Raw genomic sequence first — 18,468 nt, forward strand, 5'->3', positions numbered from 1 at the left:
AGTTGGCTTAGAAGTTAGCGTCAGGCCCGTCGGAACACGTTTCAGCTAGGTAAAAGTGAACCAAAACAAAACCTAGCAGATCAGTTACCACCAAACCAAGTGTTTCACCTTGGTTTTTCGTCCCCCATCGAAGGATCAAGTTAAAAATAATCATTTGCACGGAATGAGGTCAGGACAAAACACATTTTGCCTCTGACCTTTTTCATTACATATATTTCGGAGGTAAAAACATGTTAAAGATCTATACCAAAGTCGGTGATCATGGTAAAACCAAGCAGGTTACAGGAAAGATGGTTCCCAAATATGATCTCCAAATCGAAGCGCTGGGTTCATTAGACGAACTGGATTCATGGTTGGGCTACGTTGTCTCTGTTCTGTCTCCAAAGAGCCGTCAGCTTGCCCCTGGCATCCAAACGGTTCAACGGAATCTCTATGAGCTTCAAGCGGACATCACCGTTAAACGCCATCACAATATTACTTTTGATGACACCAAAAAGCTCGAAGCTGAAATTGACGAAATCATGGCTAAGCTTCCTGCGATTAAAGCATTTATATTGCCAGGTGGTAATCAAGCCGGAGCTGCTCTCCAATATGCCCGCTCATTAGCAAGACGTGCAGAGCGGATGGTCATTGAACTAAACGATAAGCAGCAGCCACTGAATGATGAGATCTTTGAATACCTCAACCGGCTTTCAGATTATCTCTTTGCCCTCGCCAGATATGCCAACTATTTGGAAGGCTACGAAGAAATTAAGAGCAAACAATAATTTTTCAAATAATACAAATAAAAAACAATCTAAGATGAAACGCCATTATGGCTGGATCCATCTTAGATTGTTTTATTTTATCCTTTTTTATGCTTATTAGACGTTGATAGTATGGCCAGTTGATTACCCGCTAATCAATTTGAGGGTGTCATCAAGTGACTGTTTGACCATGTTTCGAACGGCAATATCGGTATAAAAGGCGACATGGGGTGTTAAGAAAACGTTGTCCATTGCTTTTAGCTTGGTATAAGCCTTCAACGGAATTTCCCCATCAAATGATTGATTGAAAATTTCTGTTTCATTCTCAATCACGTCAATCCCAGCGCCGGCAATTTCTTGATTTTCCAACGCTTCTATCAACGCGTCAGTATCCACAATTGGTCCCCTTGAACAGTTAATGAAGAATGCTGAAGACTTCATTTGCTTGAACTGTTCCTTGCCAATCAGGTGATAATTATCATCACTCATGTATGTGTGCATCGTGATAATATCGGCATTCTTGAAGATATCTTCTTTGGACGTGTACTCAACCACGTCACGGAACTTGTCGTTTTCCTTTATATCGTTTCCAAGGACCCGTGCGCCAAACCGCTTGAAGATTTTGGCGACTGTGCTGCCGATTCGGCCAACGCCAATGATACCGACAGTCATTTCTGAAAGCTCGCGTGAACGAAGACCTTCAACAATGTAATCGTCTTTGGCAATTCGAGATTGAAATTGGGGAATGTGGCGGACCAGATTTAATGCGTGGGTCAATGTCATTTCAGCAACGGCTTCCGGTGAATATGACGGAACATTGGTGATCGTCAAGCCATTTTCCTTCGCCCACTTTAAATTACATGAATCCACTCCAGCTGATCGCAATGCCAACTGAGTGATGCCATAACTATGGAGCTTTTGATATAAATCAGGCGTCTCACTAAGCTTACTGCGTTGTCGATAGTCAATCCCATCGTAGCCCTTGGCAAGTTCAACGGTGTCGTCGTGCAGTTCAATCGAGTTGAAATCAACCTTTACATCTGGATGTTCTGCAGCCCATTCCAACACAAATTCCTTTTCATACCCCAAAATATTGTAAGCCAAAATCTTTTTCATCAGCGCACCTACCTATATTTGAATTAGATTATAAAATGATTAAAATTTGACTATAATATACCCCATAAAACAGTTGATGTCAAAGTCATTTTGCAAATAAGCCCATCAAACTTTCAAAGAAATCCTACCAAGTCGCGTTTTCAGCTTTATGCCCATCATTTTTTGAGTTATGATATCTTTATAAATAACGGGCATTTTAAGGAAGGACAATCACTCAATGACAAACTCAATTTTAAACGACCCATTCAAAAACAAGGGGACTGGCTTTACCAAGTCTGAGCGTCAGCAGCTCGGAATTGTCGGCATGCTGCCGCCAAAAGTACAAACTATAGATGAACAGGCTGACCAAGTTTATCAACAGTACCAAAGCCAATCATCGGCACTTGAGAAGCGTTCCCTGCTTATGAGCATTTTTAATGAGAACCGAACCCTGTTTTTTAAGGTGTTTTCGCAACATGTTGCCGAATTCATGCCAATTGTCTATGATCCGACGATTGCCACCACTGTCGAAAACTACAGTGAGCTATTTATCCAACCTCAAAATGCCGCCTTTCTTTCAATCGAAAATCCAGACACAATCGAAGAAAGTCTCAAGAACGCTGCTGAAGATCGTGACATCCGTCTATTGTGTGTAACAGATGGTGAAGGGATTCTTGGAATCGGTGACTGGGGAACTCAAGGCGTGGATATTACCGTTGGTAAACTAATGGTTTACACGGCCGCTGCGGGAATTGACCCAAGTCAGGTCTTGCCGGTTGTCATTGATGCCGGAACCAATAACCAAAGTTTGCTAGATAATCCCTTGTATTTGGGATTAAAAGAGCACCGCGTTCGTGGCGATCGCTACTATGCCTATATCGATAAATTTGTCGCTGCAGTCGAAAAATTATTTCCTGATGTCTACCTCCATTTTGAAGATTTCGGTCGCTCCAACGCGGCAAATATCCTAAACAAATATAAAGACAGCCAGCTCGTCTTTAACGATGACATTCAAGGAACTGGAATCATTGTCCTGGCTGGTATCATCGGTGCCCTCAACATTTCAAAGCAAAAATTAACCGACCAGACTTATCTGTGTTTCGGTGCTGGAACGGCTGGTGCCGGAATTACGAAGCGAATCTATAATGAAATGATTGCCGCAGGGCTGTCACCAGAGGATGCGAAGAAGCACTTCTACATGGTAGATAAACAGGGATTGCTGTTCGACGACACCCCTGATTTAACGCAGGAACAGAAACCATTTGCAAGATCGCGAAGTGAGTTTGCGAATGCAAATGAACTCACCAACTTAACTGCCGTTGTTAAAGCAATCCATCCAACTATCATGGTGGGAACCTCTACTCAGCCAGGAGCATTCACCGAGGAAATCGTGAAAGAAATGGCTGCCCACACAGAAAGACCGATCATCTTCCCAATTTCCAATCCAACCAAGCTGCTGGAAGCAACTGCCGAAGATTTGATTAAATGGACCAATGGCAAGGGATTGATTGCCACCGGGGTTCCTTCTGATGTCGTTCAATACAATGGCATCGATTACCAAATCGGCCAGGCAAATAATGCCTTAATCTACCCTGGATTGGGTCTGGGGGCAATCGCAAGTTCGTCATCTGTCTTGAATGACCAAATGATCTCGGCAGCCGCCCATTCATTAGGCGGAATCGTCGATCCAAATCAGCCGGGAGCAGCAGTCTTGCCACCAGTTTCCAAGCTGAGTGCATTCTCGGACACGGTTGCCGAAGCAGTTGCCCAAAGTGCAGTTGATCAGAAACTCAATCAAAATCCAATCAGTTCGGTTTCCGATGCAATTCAAGAAACTCAATGGAAGCCGGAATATTAACAGGAGGATATCATGACTGAATACCGAATTGAAGAAGATACGCTCGGACAAGTCAAAGTTCCAAAGGACGCGCTGTGGGGACCACAAACTGAACGAAGCAGGCATAACTTTCCAACTGGCCCACTAATGCCAGTTGAAGTCATCCGGACACTTATTAACATCAAGTTGTGTGCGGCAGTCGTTAATGGTACTCAAAAGACACTGGATCAAAAAAAGGCAAACTTAATTGAGAAAGCCTGCCGAAACCTTTTGGCATTGAATGAACCCAAACTGATGGCCGACTTTCCACTTCACGTTTACCAAACTGGATCCGGAACGCAAACCAATATGAACGTTAACGAAGTTATCGCCAACCTCTGTCGTCAGCTTGACGGTTCTGTGACGATTCTTCCCAACGATGACGTCAACCACTCGCAAAGTTCTAATGACACATTTCCAACGGCAATGAATATTTCAGCGATCACCAGTATTTTGAAGCTGAAACCCGCAATTGAACACCTGATTGCGGTTCTCAAAGAAAAGCAAAAACAGTATTGGAACGTCGTCAAAATAGGTCGGACCCATCTTCAAGACGCAACGCCAATCACATTTGGTCAGGAAATCAGTGGTTGGGCCAGTGCACTGACACATGACCTTCAATTTATTAATGAAACCAGCAAATCCCTTCTGGAATTACCAATCGGCGGAACAGCTGTTGGTACCGGTCTGAACACGGCTCCAGACTTTGCCAAGGCAATGGTTACTGAATTAGCCACAGAATATGATCTGCCATTTAAGACTCAAAACAAGTTCTATGGCTTGGCCAACCACTCCGGATTAACCGTTACTCACGGCGCAATCCGAACTCTGGCAGCCGACTTACTGAAGATTGCCAACGATATTCGCTTCCTAGCCAGTGGTCCACGGGCCGGCTATGGTGAACTGAGCATTCCTGCCAATGAACCCGGTTCTTCAATCATGCCAGGCAAAGTTAACCCCACCCAGGCCGAAGCCATCACAATGGCCACTACTAGGGTAATGGGAAATGACACCACCATTGAAGTGGCTGCCAGTCAGGGAAACTTTGAGATGAATGTTTATAAACCAGTTATCATCAATACTTTCCTGGAATCAGTTGAATTGCTGACTGGTATCCTGCAGAACTTTACTGATAAAATGGTTGCCGGAATTACCGTGAACCCAGATCGGATGAAACAGTTGGTCGATAATTCACTCATGACAGTCACCGCTCTTTCACCTCACATTGGTTATCACAAAGCAGCTGAAATTGCTCAACAAGCACACAAAGACGGCACAAAGTTAAAAGCTGCCGCCATTAAACTAGGTTATGTCAGCGCAGAAGATTTTGATAAGTGGATGAAGCCCATTAATATGACGAATAATGACCGGAAATAAATCAACTGGATTGCTATTGAGCAGTCCAGTTTTTATATTCCAGGGAATGGGAACATCCTTCCATTTCAGATCCATCAAACAAAGTTAACAAAAAGATGACTCTCATTTTTGAGAATCACCTGATTTAAATTCTATAACTTTCAGATTTGTGAGTCTTGTACAACTAATCCACAAATAAATTAACTACCAAATACAACACATACGTTCCCAACAGCCACTGCAAGTATTCACCCAGTGACATCTTCAAAGCACCAAACCATCGCACAAAATAATTGTCACTTTTGATGAACATATTGTTATGAATGATCCTCAATGTAACCAGAGAGAAAAAGTAAATGGCAGCACCAAACGCCAGTGAATCGATCAGAATTACCCATGCAACAAAGAAATCGCCACGCATGAGATCCACTACAACCTGCAGCATTGAGATTGCAAACATTGAATAATACCAACCAACTGGGAATGCCACTGACCACTTTGTGTGAATCAATGAAACTACTAGATATGTAAGTGGAAACCGCCACGCAAAATATAAAGTGTCCGCAATGGTGTATTTCGAAATCCCAAAATCACCAGGGTCATGTAGGGCCATCATTCCCCCAAAATGGGGGATAATCGCAATAATCAATACAAACCATATCAGTCCACCATACAGCAGTAAACCCTTTACGATAGACTTATTAATCTTAACTTTTTCCCTCATGCAGCACCACATCCTCAAATAAGCAATTTGTATTCCCTAATATACCATTATTTTTAAAAAATGAAACCCGATAACGTTATGCCACTCCTCATTTACCTGTTGGTATTATTTTTAGGAGGCTTATTAGGAGTAATTAAACATTGTATGGACACTTTCATCTCTATTTTGTTTGCACATTGGCTTAATAGCAAACATTATAAATGATACATTTAAGGCGACAATTCGGCCATGAAAAAAGCCCTCAGCAGTTCTTGCCTGCTGAGGGCTTCGATGCATCAATATTCCAATATTTTTTGTAGTTCTAATATAGCACATTCAATTATAAATGTAAATTTTTGGTGATTAACATCAATGAAAGTACGAAATACATCTATTAAATTTCTTTCCAAGGGACAAAGCTGGAGCGTAAACATTCATTTGGGAACATTTATTCCAGGAATAGATTCATCATGATTCCGCGGATTAGTGATATACTTTATCGGTACCTCATTTATAAATAAGGAGTCAACTATGATCAAGAGTTACGGAGAATTTTGGAGTCACATTTTTACATTTAACGCAAAAGCCAACCGATCACAATATTGGTGGCCAATTATTTTGAACTACATCTTAGGTGGCATTGCCGTCACGATTGTTGAATTGGCCATGGGCCACTCATTGAATACCATTTACACTTGGGGTGACTGGTACATTAACGATATTGCAAAGCTGATCGTACTAATTGTTTGGATTGGGACCTGGTCGCTAAGAGTTCGCCGACTGCACGACACCAATCGCAGTGGCTGGTGGATTTTAATTGAACTTATTCCGCTGCTAGGAACAATTTGGTTCTTTATTTTGATGATTCTACCCGGAGTTTCAAATTCACGGTGGAGCAGAAATCAAAGTCAAATTTAAATGCAATTGGATGATGGCTCTCACTAATACTGGGAACCATCATTTTTTGTTCCCAACATTCACTCCGATAAAAGATTGGTCCAAAAAACATTCATGTTATCATAAAAACCATATCAGATAAACAAAGGAGACCTTCCATGATAAGAAAAGCTGTTCACGCTGTAAATGACTTCTTCATTTTTGTGTTCATCTTGAATGTGATTACAACCCCACTTGAGTTATTATTCCAACATAAAAGTTTCCTTTGGGATTTGCTTGAATCCTCTACCACACATGGCGGCTTAGGCTTTGTTGTCATAATTGTAACGCTCATTTGCCTGTGGATCCTGCTATTCCTTGTCGTCTTATTTTTCGTCTGGCTAAACACTCAGCTTGGCAAAAAAGATTACTATCAACAGTAACCACGCCACATTTAACGAAATTAAGCAGAAATTAAAAAGGCCGACACCAAGTCTTGATGTCAGCCTTCTATACTAATCGGCAATCTCTTGAAACGTCCCGATATCCAAAATAAGGGTTATCGTTAAAACCACAATTATTTGGTAGAGATCAGCTTCCTCAAATTGGCGATAAACAATGTGCATAATTGGATTGAACAAAAAATATCCGGCAACTAAATTCAATATTCCAAAAATGATCGAAAACACTATTCGCTTAATATTCATGGGCAACGCCTCGCTCTTTCCCCGTGAGCAACATAGAAACGCGCTTAAATTCCCAAATCAAAGGTGCCATGACTTTTATATGAGATTCGAAATATCTTAAGTTATTATTACCTTACAAAGATAACCATACTAAGTCAAGGAAATACTATTCAATTCCAAAAATGTAATATTCATGTAAAATAAAGCACCTCAAATGATTAAACATAATCATTTGGGGTGCTTTTATGCACAATTTAGTTATGTTGCCTGTTTGCTTTTGCTTCATGAATAATCTTCAAAGCCCGTTTACGAACCTTGATACTGGGACTCTTTAGGCGACGATATGCACTCGCTAAATCCTGTTTTTCCAAGTTGATCACTCCTTTGTTAAATCAAGAATTACCAACTAGCCTTGTGAACACCAGGAATTTGACCAAGATGGGCATACTTCCGGAAGTTAAGCCGTGACATGCCAAATTTACGCATGTATCCACGTGGACGGCCATCCAGCTCATCACGATGACGTAACCTGTTGGGATTGGAATCCTTTGGCAACTTGGCTAATGCCTCGTAGTTACCTTCCTTTTTCAGCTGACGACGAATGTCCGCATACTTTGCAATCAGTGCTTCTTGACGTTTGTTCTTAGCAATTTTTGACTTCTTTGCCATGTAATATCATACCTCCAAATATCGTAATTGTTTAATTAATGGGTTTTAGGTTATTTTGTGTACACTCAATAGTAACGGTTACTATTATGCCAAGAAATGACCATCGTGTCAAGGATTGGTCATTTAAATAAACAATGTCACTCCAGTATCCCAAACGCAATGCAAAATGGTTCCCGGCCAGAGGTTCTTGGTCCGATAAAATATCCAGCCAAAGATCAAGCCCAGTGGCAGCACGTTTGCGATATTAACCAACCAGCCAGTCATTGTTAAGCCCTCTAGATAATACAAGGGAAAATGACTAATTTGAAATAAGATTGCCTGGACAATATTTGCAGCAAAAATCCCGTAGTGCTTCATCAGAAAGTTCATGAAGAAGCCGCGGAATAACAGCTCCTCAATTAAGCCGGCACCAACGGTCACACTAATAAACTCACCGCTTTTGAGGGGATCTGACTGAATATAGAAGCTGTGATGGGCACCATACATCAAGAAGGCCAGGTATGCGACAAACATCGCCAAGACAATCCAAAACACCATCGGAAAGTTTCCGTTATAGAGTTTGCGTTTAGTTATCCATAATTGATGATCCGTTTTGGTGATCCAATACACACCAAGGCCTACCATGATCACTGCTTTGATAGCTAGACTGGTTAAGTCACTCGCAAGCCCAGTCGTATAGTGGTGCTCGATAAAGTTGATCAGTTCTCTGCCAAAGAACCAGAGCACAATCATGAATCCGTAGCTAAGATAAAATGTTGTCATCGTCCAAGGTTTTCTCAAAATGACTGCCTGCCGTTTCCTTTTATTTAGATTTTGATTATATCACTAAATCAGACCGACAAAAAATAGTCATCGACAGGCTGCCGATGACTACTCATATTAACCAGTAAAATTAGTCGCCGGTTTCCACCCAATGCTTGAGCAGATAAACACTTCCAACTGATTCCACTGCCGCAAATCCAAGAAGATAAATCGTTGCATAATATAGGCTCGCAATCGTATCACCGTTTAGGTTAAAGAAGTGATCGATAACGCCATTTACCCGGTTAGCAACAATTGAAGAGACATATAGGAAAGCAACCACAACCACGACATACAGGATGAATCTGAAGAACTTTTGTCGTGTGTCTGGTAAGAATGCAGTTAAAGCCTTACCAGTTAAATGAATTAAAGTGATTGATGTCCACATCAGAATCGTTGCGGCAATTGCCAATACCAATCCGCCGGTCCCGGTATAAATCATTTGTGAAAAGAAATGTGGCTTGTCCGCCGTGTAATGAGCCATCTCCTTCAAGGACTTCATCACATCATTCCAAAACGGAATTGTCGTAACAAATACCAGCACCGCTTGGACAATGCCCGTGTATACAATTCCAATGAATGATGACAGCAGGTTCACTGAATAAAGCTTCGTGTCACTTGCCGGAATCAATCGGTAAGCGTCACTCACAAAAATGTGTTCACTATTCCGCGATAGCAGGACAAATGCTGCAAAACCAACAACGAAAGCATATGATAAGGTATCAGCAACCGGTGATTCACTGCCTAACGCTCCTCGATATACTTGATACAGAATCGTCAATACAATGGCAATGACATCAATTAACAAGATGCGGTTCATCATCCGAATCTTTGGCCGCGTCAGCGATTTAAACAAGCTATAAGTACTAGTCATCAATATCATTCCCTTCGTAAACACTTTCGTAGTATTGTTCGATTCCTTCAGCGTACTTCGAACGAATTTCTTCGGCACTCTTTTGCGTATAAATGGTGCGGTCCTTGATAATCACAACTTCATCAAGGATACTGGCAATTTCGGAAACGTAGTGATCGGAAACCAGAATGATTGCATCATCGTTTTTCCACTTAATGATGCTTTGGATGATCTTCTTCCGAGACATACTGTCAATCCCACCAAATGGTTCATCTAACAAATACACTTTGGTGTCTCTTGAAAGTGTCAGACCGATAACCAGTTTCTCTTTCATCCCTTTGGACAAGGCCGACAAGCGCAAACCTTCGTCAATCTGGAGAAAACCTGCCATTTGATTGTACTTCTCCGTTGAAAAGTCCGGATAAACATCTTCATAGAATCGAATTATTTTATCAATCCGCATGCTGGAACTAAAACCGTTCAGCTGTTCACTGAAACTGACAAACGATTTTTTGAGTGACACATCGTCTTTGCCATCGATGCTAATACTTCCGGAAGCGCCTTTGGCAACACCGGCAATCAACCTCATTAATGTTGTCTTACCAGCACCATTCTCGCCGAGCAGACCAACCGTCTTGCCCGCACCAATATTCAAGTTGACGTCTTCGAGGATGCTTCGATAATTCTTGCGATAATTCAAATTTTTAATTTCAATCGTGTTCGTCATGATTGCACCTGCTTTCTTTCATTAATATAATTTTCCAAATAATTAACGATCTCTTCATCGCTCACATTGAGTTTGTGGAGGTTTTCATACAAATCTTGAAGTTGTTCTGTAATCAGCATTTTTTTAAGTTTCTCAATTGTATCCTTATCTTCAGTCACAAAGTTGCCTTTGCCTCGTTGGGGTTCAATTATCTTTTCTGAAATCAGTTCACTGAGTGCTCGCTGGACTGTATTGACATTAACGGTCAAATCAACGGCCAATTGGCGAACAGCTGGCAACTTATCGCCGGGGGCCAACTTACCAACAATGATCTCACGATAGATATAATTCTTAATCTGGTAGTAAATTGGAATCTTGTCATCGAACTTCATTATGACACCTCCCTAGTGTTATATTTTACTATTACACTATAACGTACAATTTGAGAATGTGCAAGCAAATTGCTGATTAGATGAAATTTGGGTAAAAGAAAACCGCTGCATCGGGACCTGCAACGGTTTTCGGGATTTACTTTATATTAACAATCTTTCCACCATCTATCTGAATCACTTCATCACTCAAGTATGCAATGTCTTCCTTATCGTGGCTAGCGAGAATGACAGTACTGCCAGCTTGGGCAATTTCTTTGAGTGTGTTTCTTAGGATCCACGTGCTTTCTTCATCCAAGCCATTCGTAGGTTCATCTAACAAAAGTAATTTGGGCTTCTCAAAAATTGCTTGCGCAATACTTAATTTCTGTCGCATCCCTAGGGAGTAATCTGAAACCTTGATATTCCAATCCTCTTCATTTAACCCAACTTTTTTAAACGCATTTTTAATTTGTTCAATCGTTGCAACTTTATTGATTTTAGATAATGCAACCAAATTCTGAAAACCAGTAAGGTCTTTAGGAAAAACAATATTTCCAATGGTAATACCCATTCTTTCCGGGAAATCAGCCTTTTGATGTAATACATCACCATTTATAATCACTTCGCCGGAAGTGGGGATCAAGAGCCCGGCAATTGCTCGAATTAGCATCGTTTTCCCGGAACCGTTTGAACCAGTTAATCCATATATTGTGGAATCATCAAACTCGTAGGAGACGTTCTGAAGAACTGGTGATCCGTGAATTCTCTTAGAAACATTGACTAATTTAACTTTCATTGGCTCCCCTTTCAAGTTGCAGCCTGCTAGCAGTATGAGTTGTGACTTCGTAATCGAACAATCCAGTTTCCAACAATAATCACAACTCCGCAAATCAGTAAATAGCTGAGCATTGACATTCCATATTCTTTCCAATCGAACTCAATAAATGGCTGCATAAAGTATGACGAACTATACGGTAATGCAAACATCATGATCCAAAGCCCCAAAGAAATTGGATACACCAAAAATGTTTTCTTCAAGGAAAGTGCCAGTATGTATGTCACAACTGCATAAATTCCAAATGCTATGCTGACAATAATGATGAACCAAATATAAGTTAAATAGGGGTGGGCAAGCTCTAAATTTAATAAGTGGGAGTTGATGGTTGAGTTTTCAACACCTTTGAAGCTTGTACCCTTGTGAAACAGAACAATATTCACTAAAAGATCAAATGAAAAGAGCGCCATATAAAATAGCGTAAAGATAACAAACTGAGTAATCTGCCCCTTGATCAGATATTGATTGACTGTTCCCATCCTCGTTTGAAATATATAATTGCTCTTGCCTTGACTGATCTCAATCTTTCGTTGGAGCGTAATCAGAATCAAGAAAATCGGCATCAGCAGCATAATGATAAGTTGCAAAAATTCACCAGATGAATTTAAAGAGAGAAATGCAGCTGTTGGTGGATTAATAATTTGAGATCCCGGTAGTCCATGAGGGTACCCCTTAATCGAATGTAGAAAATATGTCTGCCAAGTAAGAAGTTCCGTTACCACTATCATAATAAAAGTGTAGATAATCGTTTTCCTGCTTGTTTTTGAACTTTTAATTGCCTCAATTTCTGATAATAGCAATATTTTACCTCCAAACCTAATAATGAATCGTTTGATTCGTATTATCATTGAAACTGTCCTTGAAAACAAGAAAGCATTGCTTGCATATGTTATCTATCTTGTGAACTTCACAAAAAATTCATGAAATTGTGATTGAATAAGAGTATGTTATTGATGATTTGGAGGTATCTATGATTAATCTAGGAACCAACTTAAAAAGAATTCGGCACAATCGTTCGATCTCCCAACTGACAATCGCCAGAAAGCTGGGTGTTACTCGGCAAGCAATTTCTCAATGGGAAAATGATCTTACTTATCCTGACATCGAAAATCTGGTTAAACTGATTCAGATTTTCAAATGTGACATCAATGAATTGCTATTTTAAAAACGAAAAAGCCATACCAGGTATAATTAATGCTTGGTATGGCTTTACTATTGATAATATTTTTTGAAATGACTTCATTTCAGTGATCTTAATTATGCACCAGTCCTGGCAGCTCCTGCCCATTCGCGTCAATTGCTAAACGAACCAAAACCAGCTTGCTAGAGTCAACTGGCAAGCCATCAATGTATACTTCTCGATGCTGATCGTCATGCAGACGGGTGAAGCCTTTCTTTTGAATCGTGTCGGTCAACACTTTCAAGGCCCCACTATCTGGTGTGACCGTTCCAGTATTAATTGTCTGAATTTCAATGCCTTCAGCCAAATGCTCAAATTTGATTTCTCCCAGATCAAAATCCGAAAAATCAATCTGAGTAAGAGCGGCATCGAAGTCTTTTTCATTAATAAATAATGGCTGCTTAATCCAAATCTTGAAGTCCTCGCCATCCCCGGCATCTGTCCAAACTGCTTGGACCGGATATGGTCGGTATTCTTTAAAGCCTTCAACTGGAATGCCTTTGTCAGGGCCACCGCTGATTGCCTTTGCTACTTTGGCAGTCGCTTTTGCCAATCTCATGAAGTCGGGGTCATCCGTATGCTTGGCCGCATGACCCTTTGCAGTGACGTAGCTTCTAGTGGTTAAATCCACATAACTTGGTTTCGGATCCCGACTGTACTCACTTGGTTCAAATGTTTCCCAATTAAACATAACAAACTCCCCCTTTGTTTTCGCGGTCAATATATGCTTATTCAAGGGGGAATGCAAGAGAAGCGTTTATTAGTTTCCAAAAATCACAATAACCGCCACAAAGATCAGTCCGGCAACCAGTCGTTGCGGCACTTCAGTCACACTTTCCAAATGCATTTCATTGCTTTCGATACCCGATCACTTATAATTAAGGCGAATTAGGTAACCGCTTTCAATGCATAAGGGGGATTCTATTATGACAATTAAAAATGTAACAGTTGCAGGTAGCGGTGTTTTAGGAAGCCAAATTGCTTATCAAACAGCTTATAAGGGATTTAGCGTTGTTGTTTACGATATTAATGAAGATGCAATCAGCAAAGCCAAAGAGCGTATCAAGAGCTTGCGCCACATGTATAAACATGATATCGCAGCGACTGATGAAGACTTTGAGGCTGGTCTATCAAGAATCACCTATACTTGGGATCTCGCTGAAGCTGTCAAAAACGCCGACCTAGTGATTGAAGCCATTCCGGAACGTCCTGACATTAAGAAGGACTTCTACACTAAGATCGCCAAATTAGCACCAAAAGATGCCATTTTCACCAGTAACTCATCAACCTTGGTACCAAGTATGTTTATGGAAGATACCGGCCGTCCGGCACAATTCCTGAACATGCACTTCGCCAACCAGGTTTGGTTGAACAATACCGCTAAAATCATGGGATCACCAAAGACCGATCCTGATATTTATAAGGAAATTGTTCAGTTTGCTCGTGACATTGGTATGATTCCAATCGAACTGAAGAAAGAACAACCCGGCTACATCCTGAACTCACTGTTAATTCCATTACTGAGTGCCGGTGAAGGGCTCTGGGTCAAAGGCGTTGCCGATCCACAAATGATTGATAAGACTTGGATGGCAGCCACCGGTGCACCAATGGGTCCATTTGCAATCTTGGATGTCGTTGGAATTCGAACTGCTTACAACATCACTTTGGCACAAGCAAAGAATGATAAAGATCCAGATGCTCAAGTTCTTGCCGACAAGCTGAAGGAATTGCTTGATGAAGGCAAGCTGGGTATGGAAGCCGGCGAAGGATTCTACCACTATCCAAATCCAGCCTATAAAGATCCGAACTTTTTGAAGATTTAAGTTAATATCTATCAAAGCTCCGAGAGAATTATCTCCCGGAGCTTTTTTAGTCAACAAATTTGTTTGGTACCATTCACATATTAATTTAATATAATGGCACTTTTATGATAAAATTAAATAGCATATTTTGTCCGTCCCTTTCGCTAACAACCGCTAGTCCTTGTATCATTATTAATAGTTATTCACAGAAATAAGGTGATGTTCCTTATGGGAACCATTCAAATCAAAAATTTATCGTATCAATATTTAGACTCAGATGAGCCGATCTTTCACAACCTTTCAGCCGACATCGATGAACATTGGCGCTTGGGACTGATCGGTAGAAATGGTCGCGGGAAAACAACTTTTCTCAAGCTTTTATTAGGAACTCTGGATAATCAGGGATCTATTAAAACAAATATTCATTTTACCTATTTCCCCGCATTTCCTTCAGACTCATCACAATCAGTCATGGATGTCATGACAAGTAATGGTGGTGAAGAATGGCAGGCAAGAATTGAGCTCGAACACATTGGAATTGAAAGCAGCTATGATCAGCGACCTTTTGACTCGCTGAGTGGTGGCGAACAAACCCGGGTACTACTTGCACGTGGATTTATGACCCGCGGTGCATTTCCCCTAATTGATGAGCCGACAAATCACCTTGATATTGATGGTAGTAAGCTGGTTGCTCAATATTTACGCAGCAAGTCCGGCTTCATTTGTGTTAGTCATGATGAAAGCTTCTTAAATTCATTTGTCGATCATGTAATGTCCTTAAATCGTTCCAGTGTCGACCTAGTCAGTGGGTCAATCAATGACTGGAAATCCAATAAAGAGGCCCGTGACCATTCGGCCGTAGAAAAAAATATCCGACTTAGAAAATCAATCAAGCGACTGGATCAACGGGCAAATCAACAGCAAAGATGGGCGGAACAAAAAGAGCGAGAAAGTAATGATGCTTCCAGTCGAAAATCAGCCAAGAAATTAATGAAAAGGGTGAAGGTCTTTAAACGACGAGCAAGTGAAAATTCCCAAGAACGCAAAGGACTCCTGAGCGATATTGATCAGGTAGATAACCTGACCACCAACATTCAGTCCAATACTGGGAACAAATTATTTTTCAGTCTCCGTTCATTTTCCATTCTCCGAAACGGTTCAAAGCTTTTCTTACCAATCAACCTTGATTTCCATGAAAATAGCCGTTTAGCAATTTATGGTCCAAACGGCGTTGGAAAAACCACACTTATTCAATACTTACAGCAGAATGTAGATCTTAACTACAATGGTTATAAGTTGGTTACATTGCCCAATAACATCGGCTATCTCTCTCAAAGCTTTGAATCATTTGTTCGAAACAATCCCTTTTTTACAGATGGACGGTTAGAAGAGCGAACCAACGTCTGGAACATTATGCACCAACTCGGTGTTTCCAGAAGTAGATTGTTGGCATCCCCAAAGGAATGGAGCATGGGAGAAACAAAGAAAGCTGCACTAGCTTATACACTAACACAGCCTCACACCTTACTAATCTGGGACGAACCGACAAATTATTTGGACATCAGTGCCAGAGAACAATTGATCAACCTGATTAAAGAATCCCAACCTTCGTTAATTCTAATTGATCACGATGAACATTTTATTAGCGAAGCATCTACTCAACAAATCGAGTTAAGAAGGCCAGATTGATGAGAATTAGCATAGTAACAAAAATGGCATCCAAAATCTGATTACAGATTTTAGGGTGCCTCTTTTATGTCTGCTCTGAAACAATCAGGTGTCATTACTTACTACTCTTAAACAATCTCCTAAACAGGAAAAAGTTAATCACACCGAGCAATGCCAGCATTCCAAATGCCATTCGACTACCGGCGACGATGTTTTGGACGTGGGAAAAGCTGGCAATATGAACGGACGTCATCAATGCCGCAATGATGGTTGTTCCAAGCGATCCCGCAAGCATGTTGCCAGTTCCATAAATCGCATTGGCATCTTTTTGCTCATCCCTTGGCAAATGCTTCAAGCCATATGCCATACTGTTGCCGAAAGCCATCGAACGGCCAGTTGCAAATATCGTATACAAAATCGTAATGATCAGAACGGACATCTCTTGACCCATGATCATCATGACCACAATTGGCACCAGAAACAGTGAGTTACCGAGATAAAGCGGCAATTTGCCACCGAACCTGTCCAGCATCCAACCATAGATTGGCTGGCCCAAACCATTGAAAATACTTCCAGGTAACAATATCAGGCCACCAATAACTGCAGCTGCCCCGTTAACCATTTGAACATAGCTTGGCAGCATAAAATTAATACCGATATTGGCGTACTGAAGGAATACATAGGGTAGAAAGCTGAATAAAAACACCGGCCGTTTGAAAACGGAAAGCTTAAACAATGCTTTGTGGCTGCGCTTTGACAGCCAGCCGAATGTTGTGAACAAGGCCGCACTGACCAGCATATAGCTGATAAATTTAACCAACACCCCTGGCTGACCCATGATGTTGAAGCCCAGCAGCAGGGTGATCATCCCCAAGGCAAGCACACCGAACCGAACCCAATCAAACTCGTAGTGCTCAGTTGAGCTGTACTGCTTAATGATAAACAGACCCAGGACCAGCAAAATCACAGTAATTGGGACGGTAATCCAGAAAATCATCCGCCAGCTGGCAAATGAAACGACGGCACCACCAAATGTTGGTCCCAAGGCTGGCGCAACCAAAACAATCAAGTTGGCCATTCCCATATACGTTCCTAATTTATGAACGGGGACAATCTCCAAAATAATGTTGTTCATCAGCGGTCCCGTCAGGCCAACACAGCCAGCTTGAATCAGTCGGCCAACCAATAGAACCCAATAACTCGGTGCCAATCCACACATAATATCGCCGGTGATAAATAATAGCGCTGCCGATACAAATAACTGTTTGTTGGTAAATCGCCGTTTCAAGAATGCCGATGTAATGGTCAGCAAAGCCACCATCAGCAAGTAGCCGGTGGTCACCCACTGCACCGTTGACAGAGAAATATTAAATTGCTTCATCAGCGTTGGAAAAGTAACGTTCATTGAGGTTTCAGTTAAAACACCCATGAATGTCATGAAGGCAACGACGGTAATGACTAAAAAAGGATGGTTCTTTGACCGATCGTTTTGATGATTGACTGTGGAATTCACGATGATGCCTCCAAAATTGGTAGAAGTCGAATTAGCTCGCAATTAACATACTACCATTTAGCATCGCGCACTGGCAATCAAATTTGTGGGGTGTCAACAACTTCAAAGTCTTCGCAAATGCAGGGGCTTTCCAATGAAAATGACTTTCCTTGCCGTTTTGCCTGTTTGCGGAAGAGTTGCTTATGCAGCTGCCGCCAATACTTTAAGGAACGGTTACCCTCGCCTTCCAAGTATGCATGCTCCTGTGAAACCCATTTAAACGGGACAATTTCCACCACTTTCAGCTGAATGATACAAACCGGATCACCATTTTTTCGCAATACCATCCGATAATCACCGACTTTGGGCACAACCTGGTCCGCATCATAGAAATCAAGCCAGAAAGTATAGGCAGTTTTCCTTTTCTGAATGATCATATCCGCCAGCATATCCATTGAGTTTGGGCGATCAGCAAACGACCAAGTTTCATAATTACTGGGGTGGACCTTACTTCGGCTCATAAAGTCTTCCCAGTATTCAGTTGCATCCATTTTTAAAATATCCATATTGAATCCTCCATTCATGATTGATTTATGGAAACAGTGTACTTGAGAGAACTTAAATGAAGCTTATATGACAAAAAAGCTCCGGCATGCCTGCCGAAACTTTCAATTTCATTTCATCATTATTTTTGGTGTTTCTTCTATATAAATATGTGTCAGGATTTACCTGTGGAGCATACCAGCTCCTCTT

General features: G+C 41.2%; 21 protein-coding genes. 7 read left to right on the forward strand and 14 right to left on the reverse strand.

Going from position 1 to position 18,468, the window contains the following annotated elements:
- Positions 1 to 230 precede the first annotated feature (230 nt).
- On the forward strand, positions 231 to 767 hold the full coding sequence (locus DNL43_RS04415; protein WP_056981019.1) for a cob(I)yrinic acid a,c-diamide adenosyltransferase: 537 nt from the start codon (positions 231 to 233) through the stop codon (positions 765 to 767).
- Between the two features lie 123 nt (positions 768 to 890).
- Here the strand turns inward: DNL43_RS04415 and DNL43_RS04420 are convergent, their stop codons facing one another.
- Positions 891 to 1,862: a D-2-hydroxyacid dehydrogenase gene (locus DNL43_RS04420; protein ID WP_054769062.1), complete on the reverse strand. Its 972-nt coding sequence runs from the start codon at positions 1,860 to 1,862 to the stop codon at positions 891 to 893.
- 217 nt (positions 1,863 to 2,079) lie between these two features.
- Between DNL43_RS04420 and DNL43_RS04425 the strand changes: the two genes are divergently transcribed.
- A complete protein-coding gene (locus DNL43_RS04425) occupies positions 2,080 to 3,699 on the forward strand; it encodes a malolactic enzyme (protein WP_054769063.1) in 1,620 nt (539 codons plus the stop codon).
- Between the two features lie 12 nt (positions 3,700 to 3,711).
- Positions 3,712 to 5,094, forward strand: coding sequence for a class II fumarate hydratase (locus tag DNL43_RS04430; protein ID WP_056981021.1), 1,383 nt, complete (start codon positions 3,712 to 3,714; stop codon positions 5,092 to 5,094).
- Between the two features lie 163 nt (positions 5,095 to 5,257).
- On the opposite strand, the gene DNL43_RS04435 is transcribed toward DNL43_RS04430, so the two are convergent.
- Positions 5,258 to 5,797 carry a hypothetical protein gene (locus DNL43_RS04435; RefSeq protein WP_054769064.1) on the reverse strand — a complete coding sequence of 180 codons (540 nt, stop codon included), beginning with the start codon at positions 5,795 to 5,797 and terminating at the stop codon, positions 5,258 to 5,260.
- Positions 5,798 to 6,307: 510 nt separating this feature from the next.
- On the opposite strand from DNL43_RS04435, the gene DNL43_RS04440 reads away from it, so the two are divergent.
- On the forward strand, positions 6,308 to 6,694 hold the full coding sequence (locus DNL43_RS04440) for a DUF805 domain-containing protein (RefSeq protein WP_054769065.1): 387 nt from the start codon (positions 6,308 to 6,310) through the stop codon (positions 6,692 to 6,694).
- 473 nt (positions 6,695 to 7,167) lie between these two features.
- On the opposite strand, the gene DNL43_RS04445 is transcribed toward DNL43_RS04440, so the two are convergent.
- The 9 genes from DNL43_RS04445 to DNL43_RS04485 all read right to left on the reverse strand — a co-directional run bounded on the left by DNL43_RS04445 (position 7,168) and on the right by DNL43_RS04485 (position 12,373).
- Positions 7,168 to 7,359 carry a hypothetical protein gene (locus DNL43_RS04445; RefSeq protein WP_179286804.1) on the reverse strand — a complete coding sequence of 64 codons (192 nt, stop codon included), beginning with the start codon at positions 7,357 to 7,359 and terminating at the stop codon, positions 7,168 to 7,170.
- A 233-nt stretch (positions 7,360 to 7,592) separates the two neighbouring features.
- Positions 7,593 to 7,709 carry a putative metal homeostasis protein gene (locus DNL43_RS04450; RefSeq protein ID WP_095344869.1) on the reverse strand — a complete coding sequence of 39 codons (117 nt, stop codon included), beginning with the start codon at positions 7,707 to 7,709 and terminating at the stop codon, positions 7,593 to 7,595.
- A gap of 28 nt (positions 7,710 to 7,737) precedes the next feature.
- Positions 7,738 to 8,007: a 30S ribosomal protein S14 gene (gene rpsN, locus DNL43_RS04455; RefSeq protein ID WP_054769067.1), complete on the reverse strand. Its 270-nt coding sequence runs from the start codon at positions 8,005 to 8,007 to the stop codon at positions 7,738 to 7,740.
- Between the two features lie 123 nt (positions 8,008 to 8,130).
- Complete coding sequence (locus tag DNL43_RS04460) at positions 8,131 to 8,769, reverse strand: CPBP family intramembrane glutamic endopeptidase (RefSeq protein WP_082619681.1); 639 nt, start codon at positions 8,767 to 8,769, stop codon at positions 8,131 to 8,133.
- Between the two features lie 130 nt (positions 8,770 to 8,899).
- Entirely contained in the window at positions 8,900 to 9,682 is a 783-nt protein-coding gene (locus DNL43_RS04465) for a hypothetical protein (protein ID WP_056981025.1), read from the reverse strand.
- A complete protein-coding gene (locus DNL43_RS04470; RefSeq protein WP_056981026.1) occupies positions 9,675 to 10,388 on the reverse strand; it encodes an ATP-binding cassette domain-containing protein in 714 nt (237 codons plus the stop codon). Before DNL43_RS04470 ends, DNL43_RS04465 begins: the two co-directional genes overlap by 8 nt.
- Positions 10,385 to 10,759: a GntR family transcriptional regulator gene (locus DNL43_RS04475; RefSeq protein WP_056981028.1), complete on the reverse strand. Its 375-nt coding sequence runs from the start codon at positions 10,757 to 10,759 to the stop codon at positions 10,385 to 10,387. The genes DNL43_RS04470 and DNL43_RS04475 overlap by 4 nt, the downstream gene beginning before the upstream one ends.
- A gap of 136 nt (positions 10,760 to 10,895) precedes the next feature.
- Positions 10,896 to 11,534: an ABC transporter ATP-binding protein gene (locus DNL43_RS04480; RefSeq protein ID WP_056981030.1), complete on the reverse strand. Its 639-nt coding sequence runs from the start codon at positions 11,532 to 11,534 to the stop codon at positions 10,896 to 10,898.
- 26 nt (positions 11,535 to 11,560) lie between these two features.
- Positions 11,561 to 12,373, reverse strand: a complete 813-nt coding sequence (locus DNL43_RS04485; RefSeq protein WP_225364729.1) for a hypothetical protein — start codon at positions 12,371 to 12,373, stop codon at positions 11,561 to 11,563.
- Positions 12,374 to 12,543: 170 nt separating this feature from the next.
- Between DNL43_RS04485 and DNL43_RS04490 the strand changes: the two genes are divergently transcribed.
- Positions 12,544 to 12,738: a helix-turn-helix domain-containing protein gene (locus DNL43_RS04490; RefSeq protein WP_054769070.1), complete on the forward strand. Its 195-nt coding sequence runs from the start codon at positions 12,544 to 12,546 to the stop codon at positions 12,736 to 12,738.
- Positions 12,739 to 12,826: 88 nt separating this feature from the next.
- On the opposite strand, the gene DNL43_RS04495 is transcribed toward DNL43_RS04490, so the two are convergent.
- On the reverse strand, positions 12,827 to 13,444 hold the full coding sequence (locus DNL43_RS04495) for a hypothetical protein (protein WP_054769071.1): 618 nt from the start codon (positions 13,442 to 13,444) through the stop codon (positions 12,827 to 12,829).
- A 235-nt stretch (positions 13,445 to 13,679) separates the two neighbouring features.
- On the opposite strand from DNL43_RS04495, the gene DNL43_RS04500 reads away from it, so the two are divergent.
- The gene (locus DNL43_RS04500) at positions 13,680 to 14,576 is read left to right on the forward strand and encodes a 3-hydroxyacyl-CoA dehydrogenase (protein WP_056981034.1); all 897 of its coding nucleotides are present in this window, start codon (positions 13,680 to 13,682) and stop codon (positions 14,574 to 14,576) included.
- Positions 14,577 to 14,783: 207 nt separating this feature from the next.
- Positions 14,784 to 16,244, forward strand: coding sequence for an ATP-binding cassette domain-containing protein (locus DNL43_RS04505; protein ID WP_054769073.1), 1,461 nt, complete (start codon positions 14,784 to 14,786; stop codon positions 16,242 to 16,244).
- 94 nt (positions 16,245 to 16,338) lie between these two features.
- Here DNL43_RS04505 and DNL43_RS04510 read toward each other — a convergent pair whose 3' ends face one another.
- Both DNL43_RS04510 and DNL43_RS04515 read right to left on the reverse strand, forming a co-directional pair.
- A complete protein-coding gene (locus DNL43_RS04510) occupies positions 16,339 to 17,736 on the reverse strand; it encodes an MFS transporter (RefSeq protein ID WP_095344872.1) in 1,398 nt (465 codons plus the stop codon).
- A 77-nt stretch (positions 17,737 to 17,813) separates the two neighbouring features.
- A complete protein-coding gene (locus tag DNL43_RS04515; protein WP_056981038.1) occupies positions 17,814 to 18,281 on the reverse strand; it encodes an ASCH domain-containing protein in 468 nt (155 codons plus the stop codon).
- Between the last annotated feature and the right edge of the window lie 187 nt (positions 18,282 to 18,468).

Source organism: Lentilactobacillus kefiri, from assembly GCF_009739535.1.
Classification (GTDB): domain Bacteria; phylum Bacillota; class Bacilli; order Lactobacillales; family Lactobacillaceae; genus Lentilactobacillus; species Lentilactobacillus kefiri.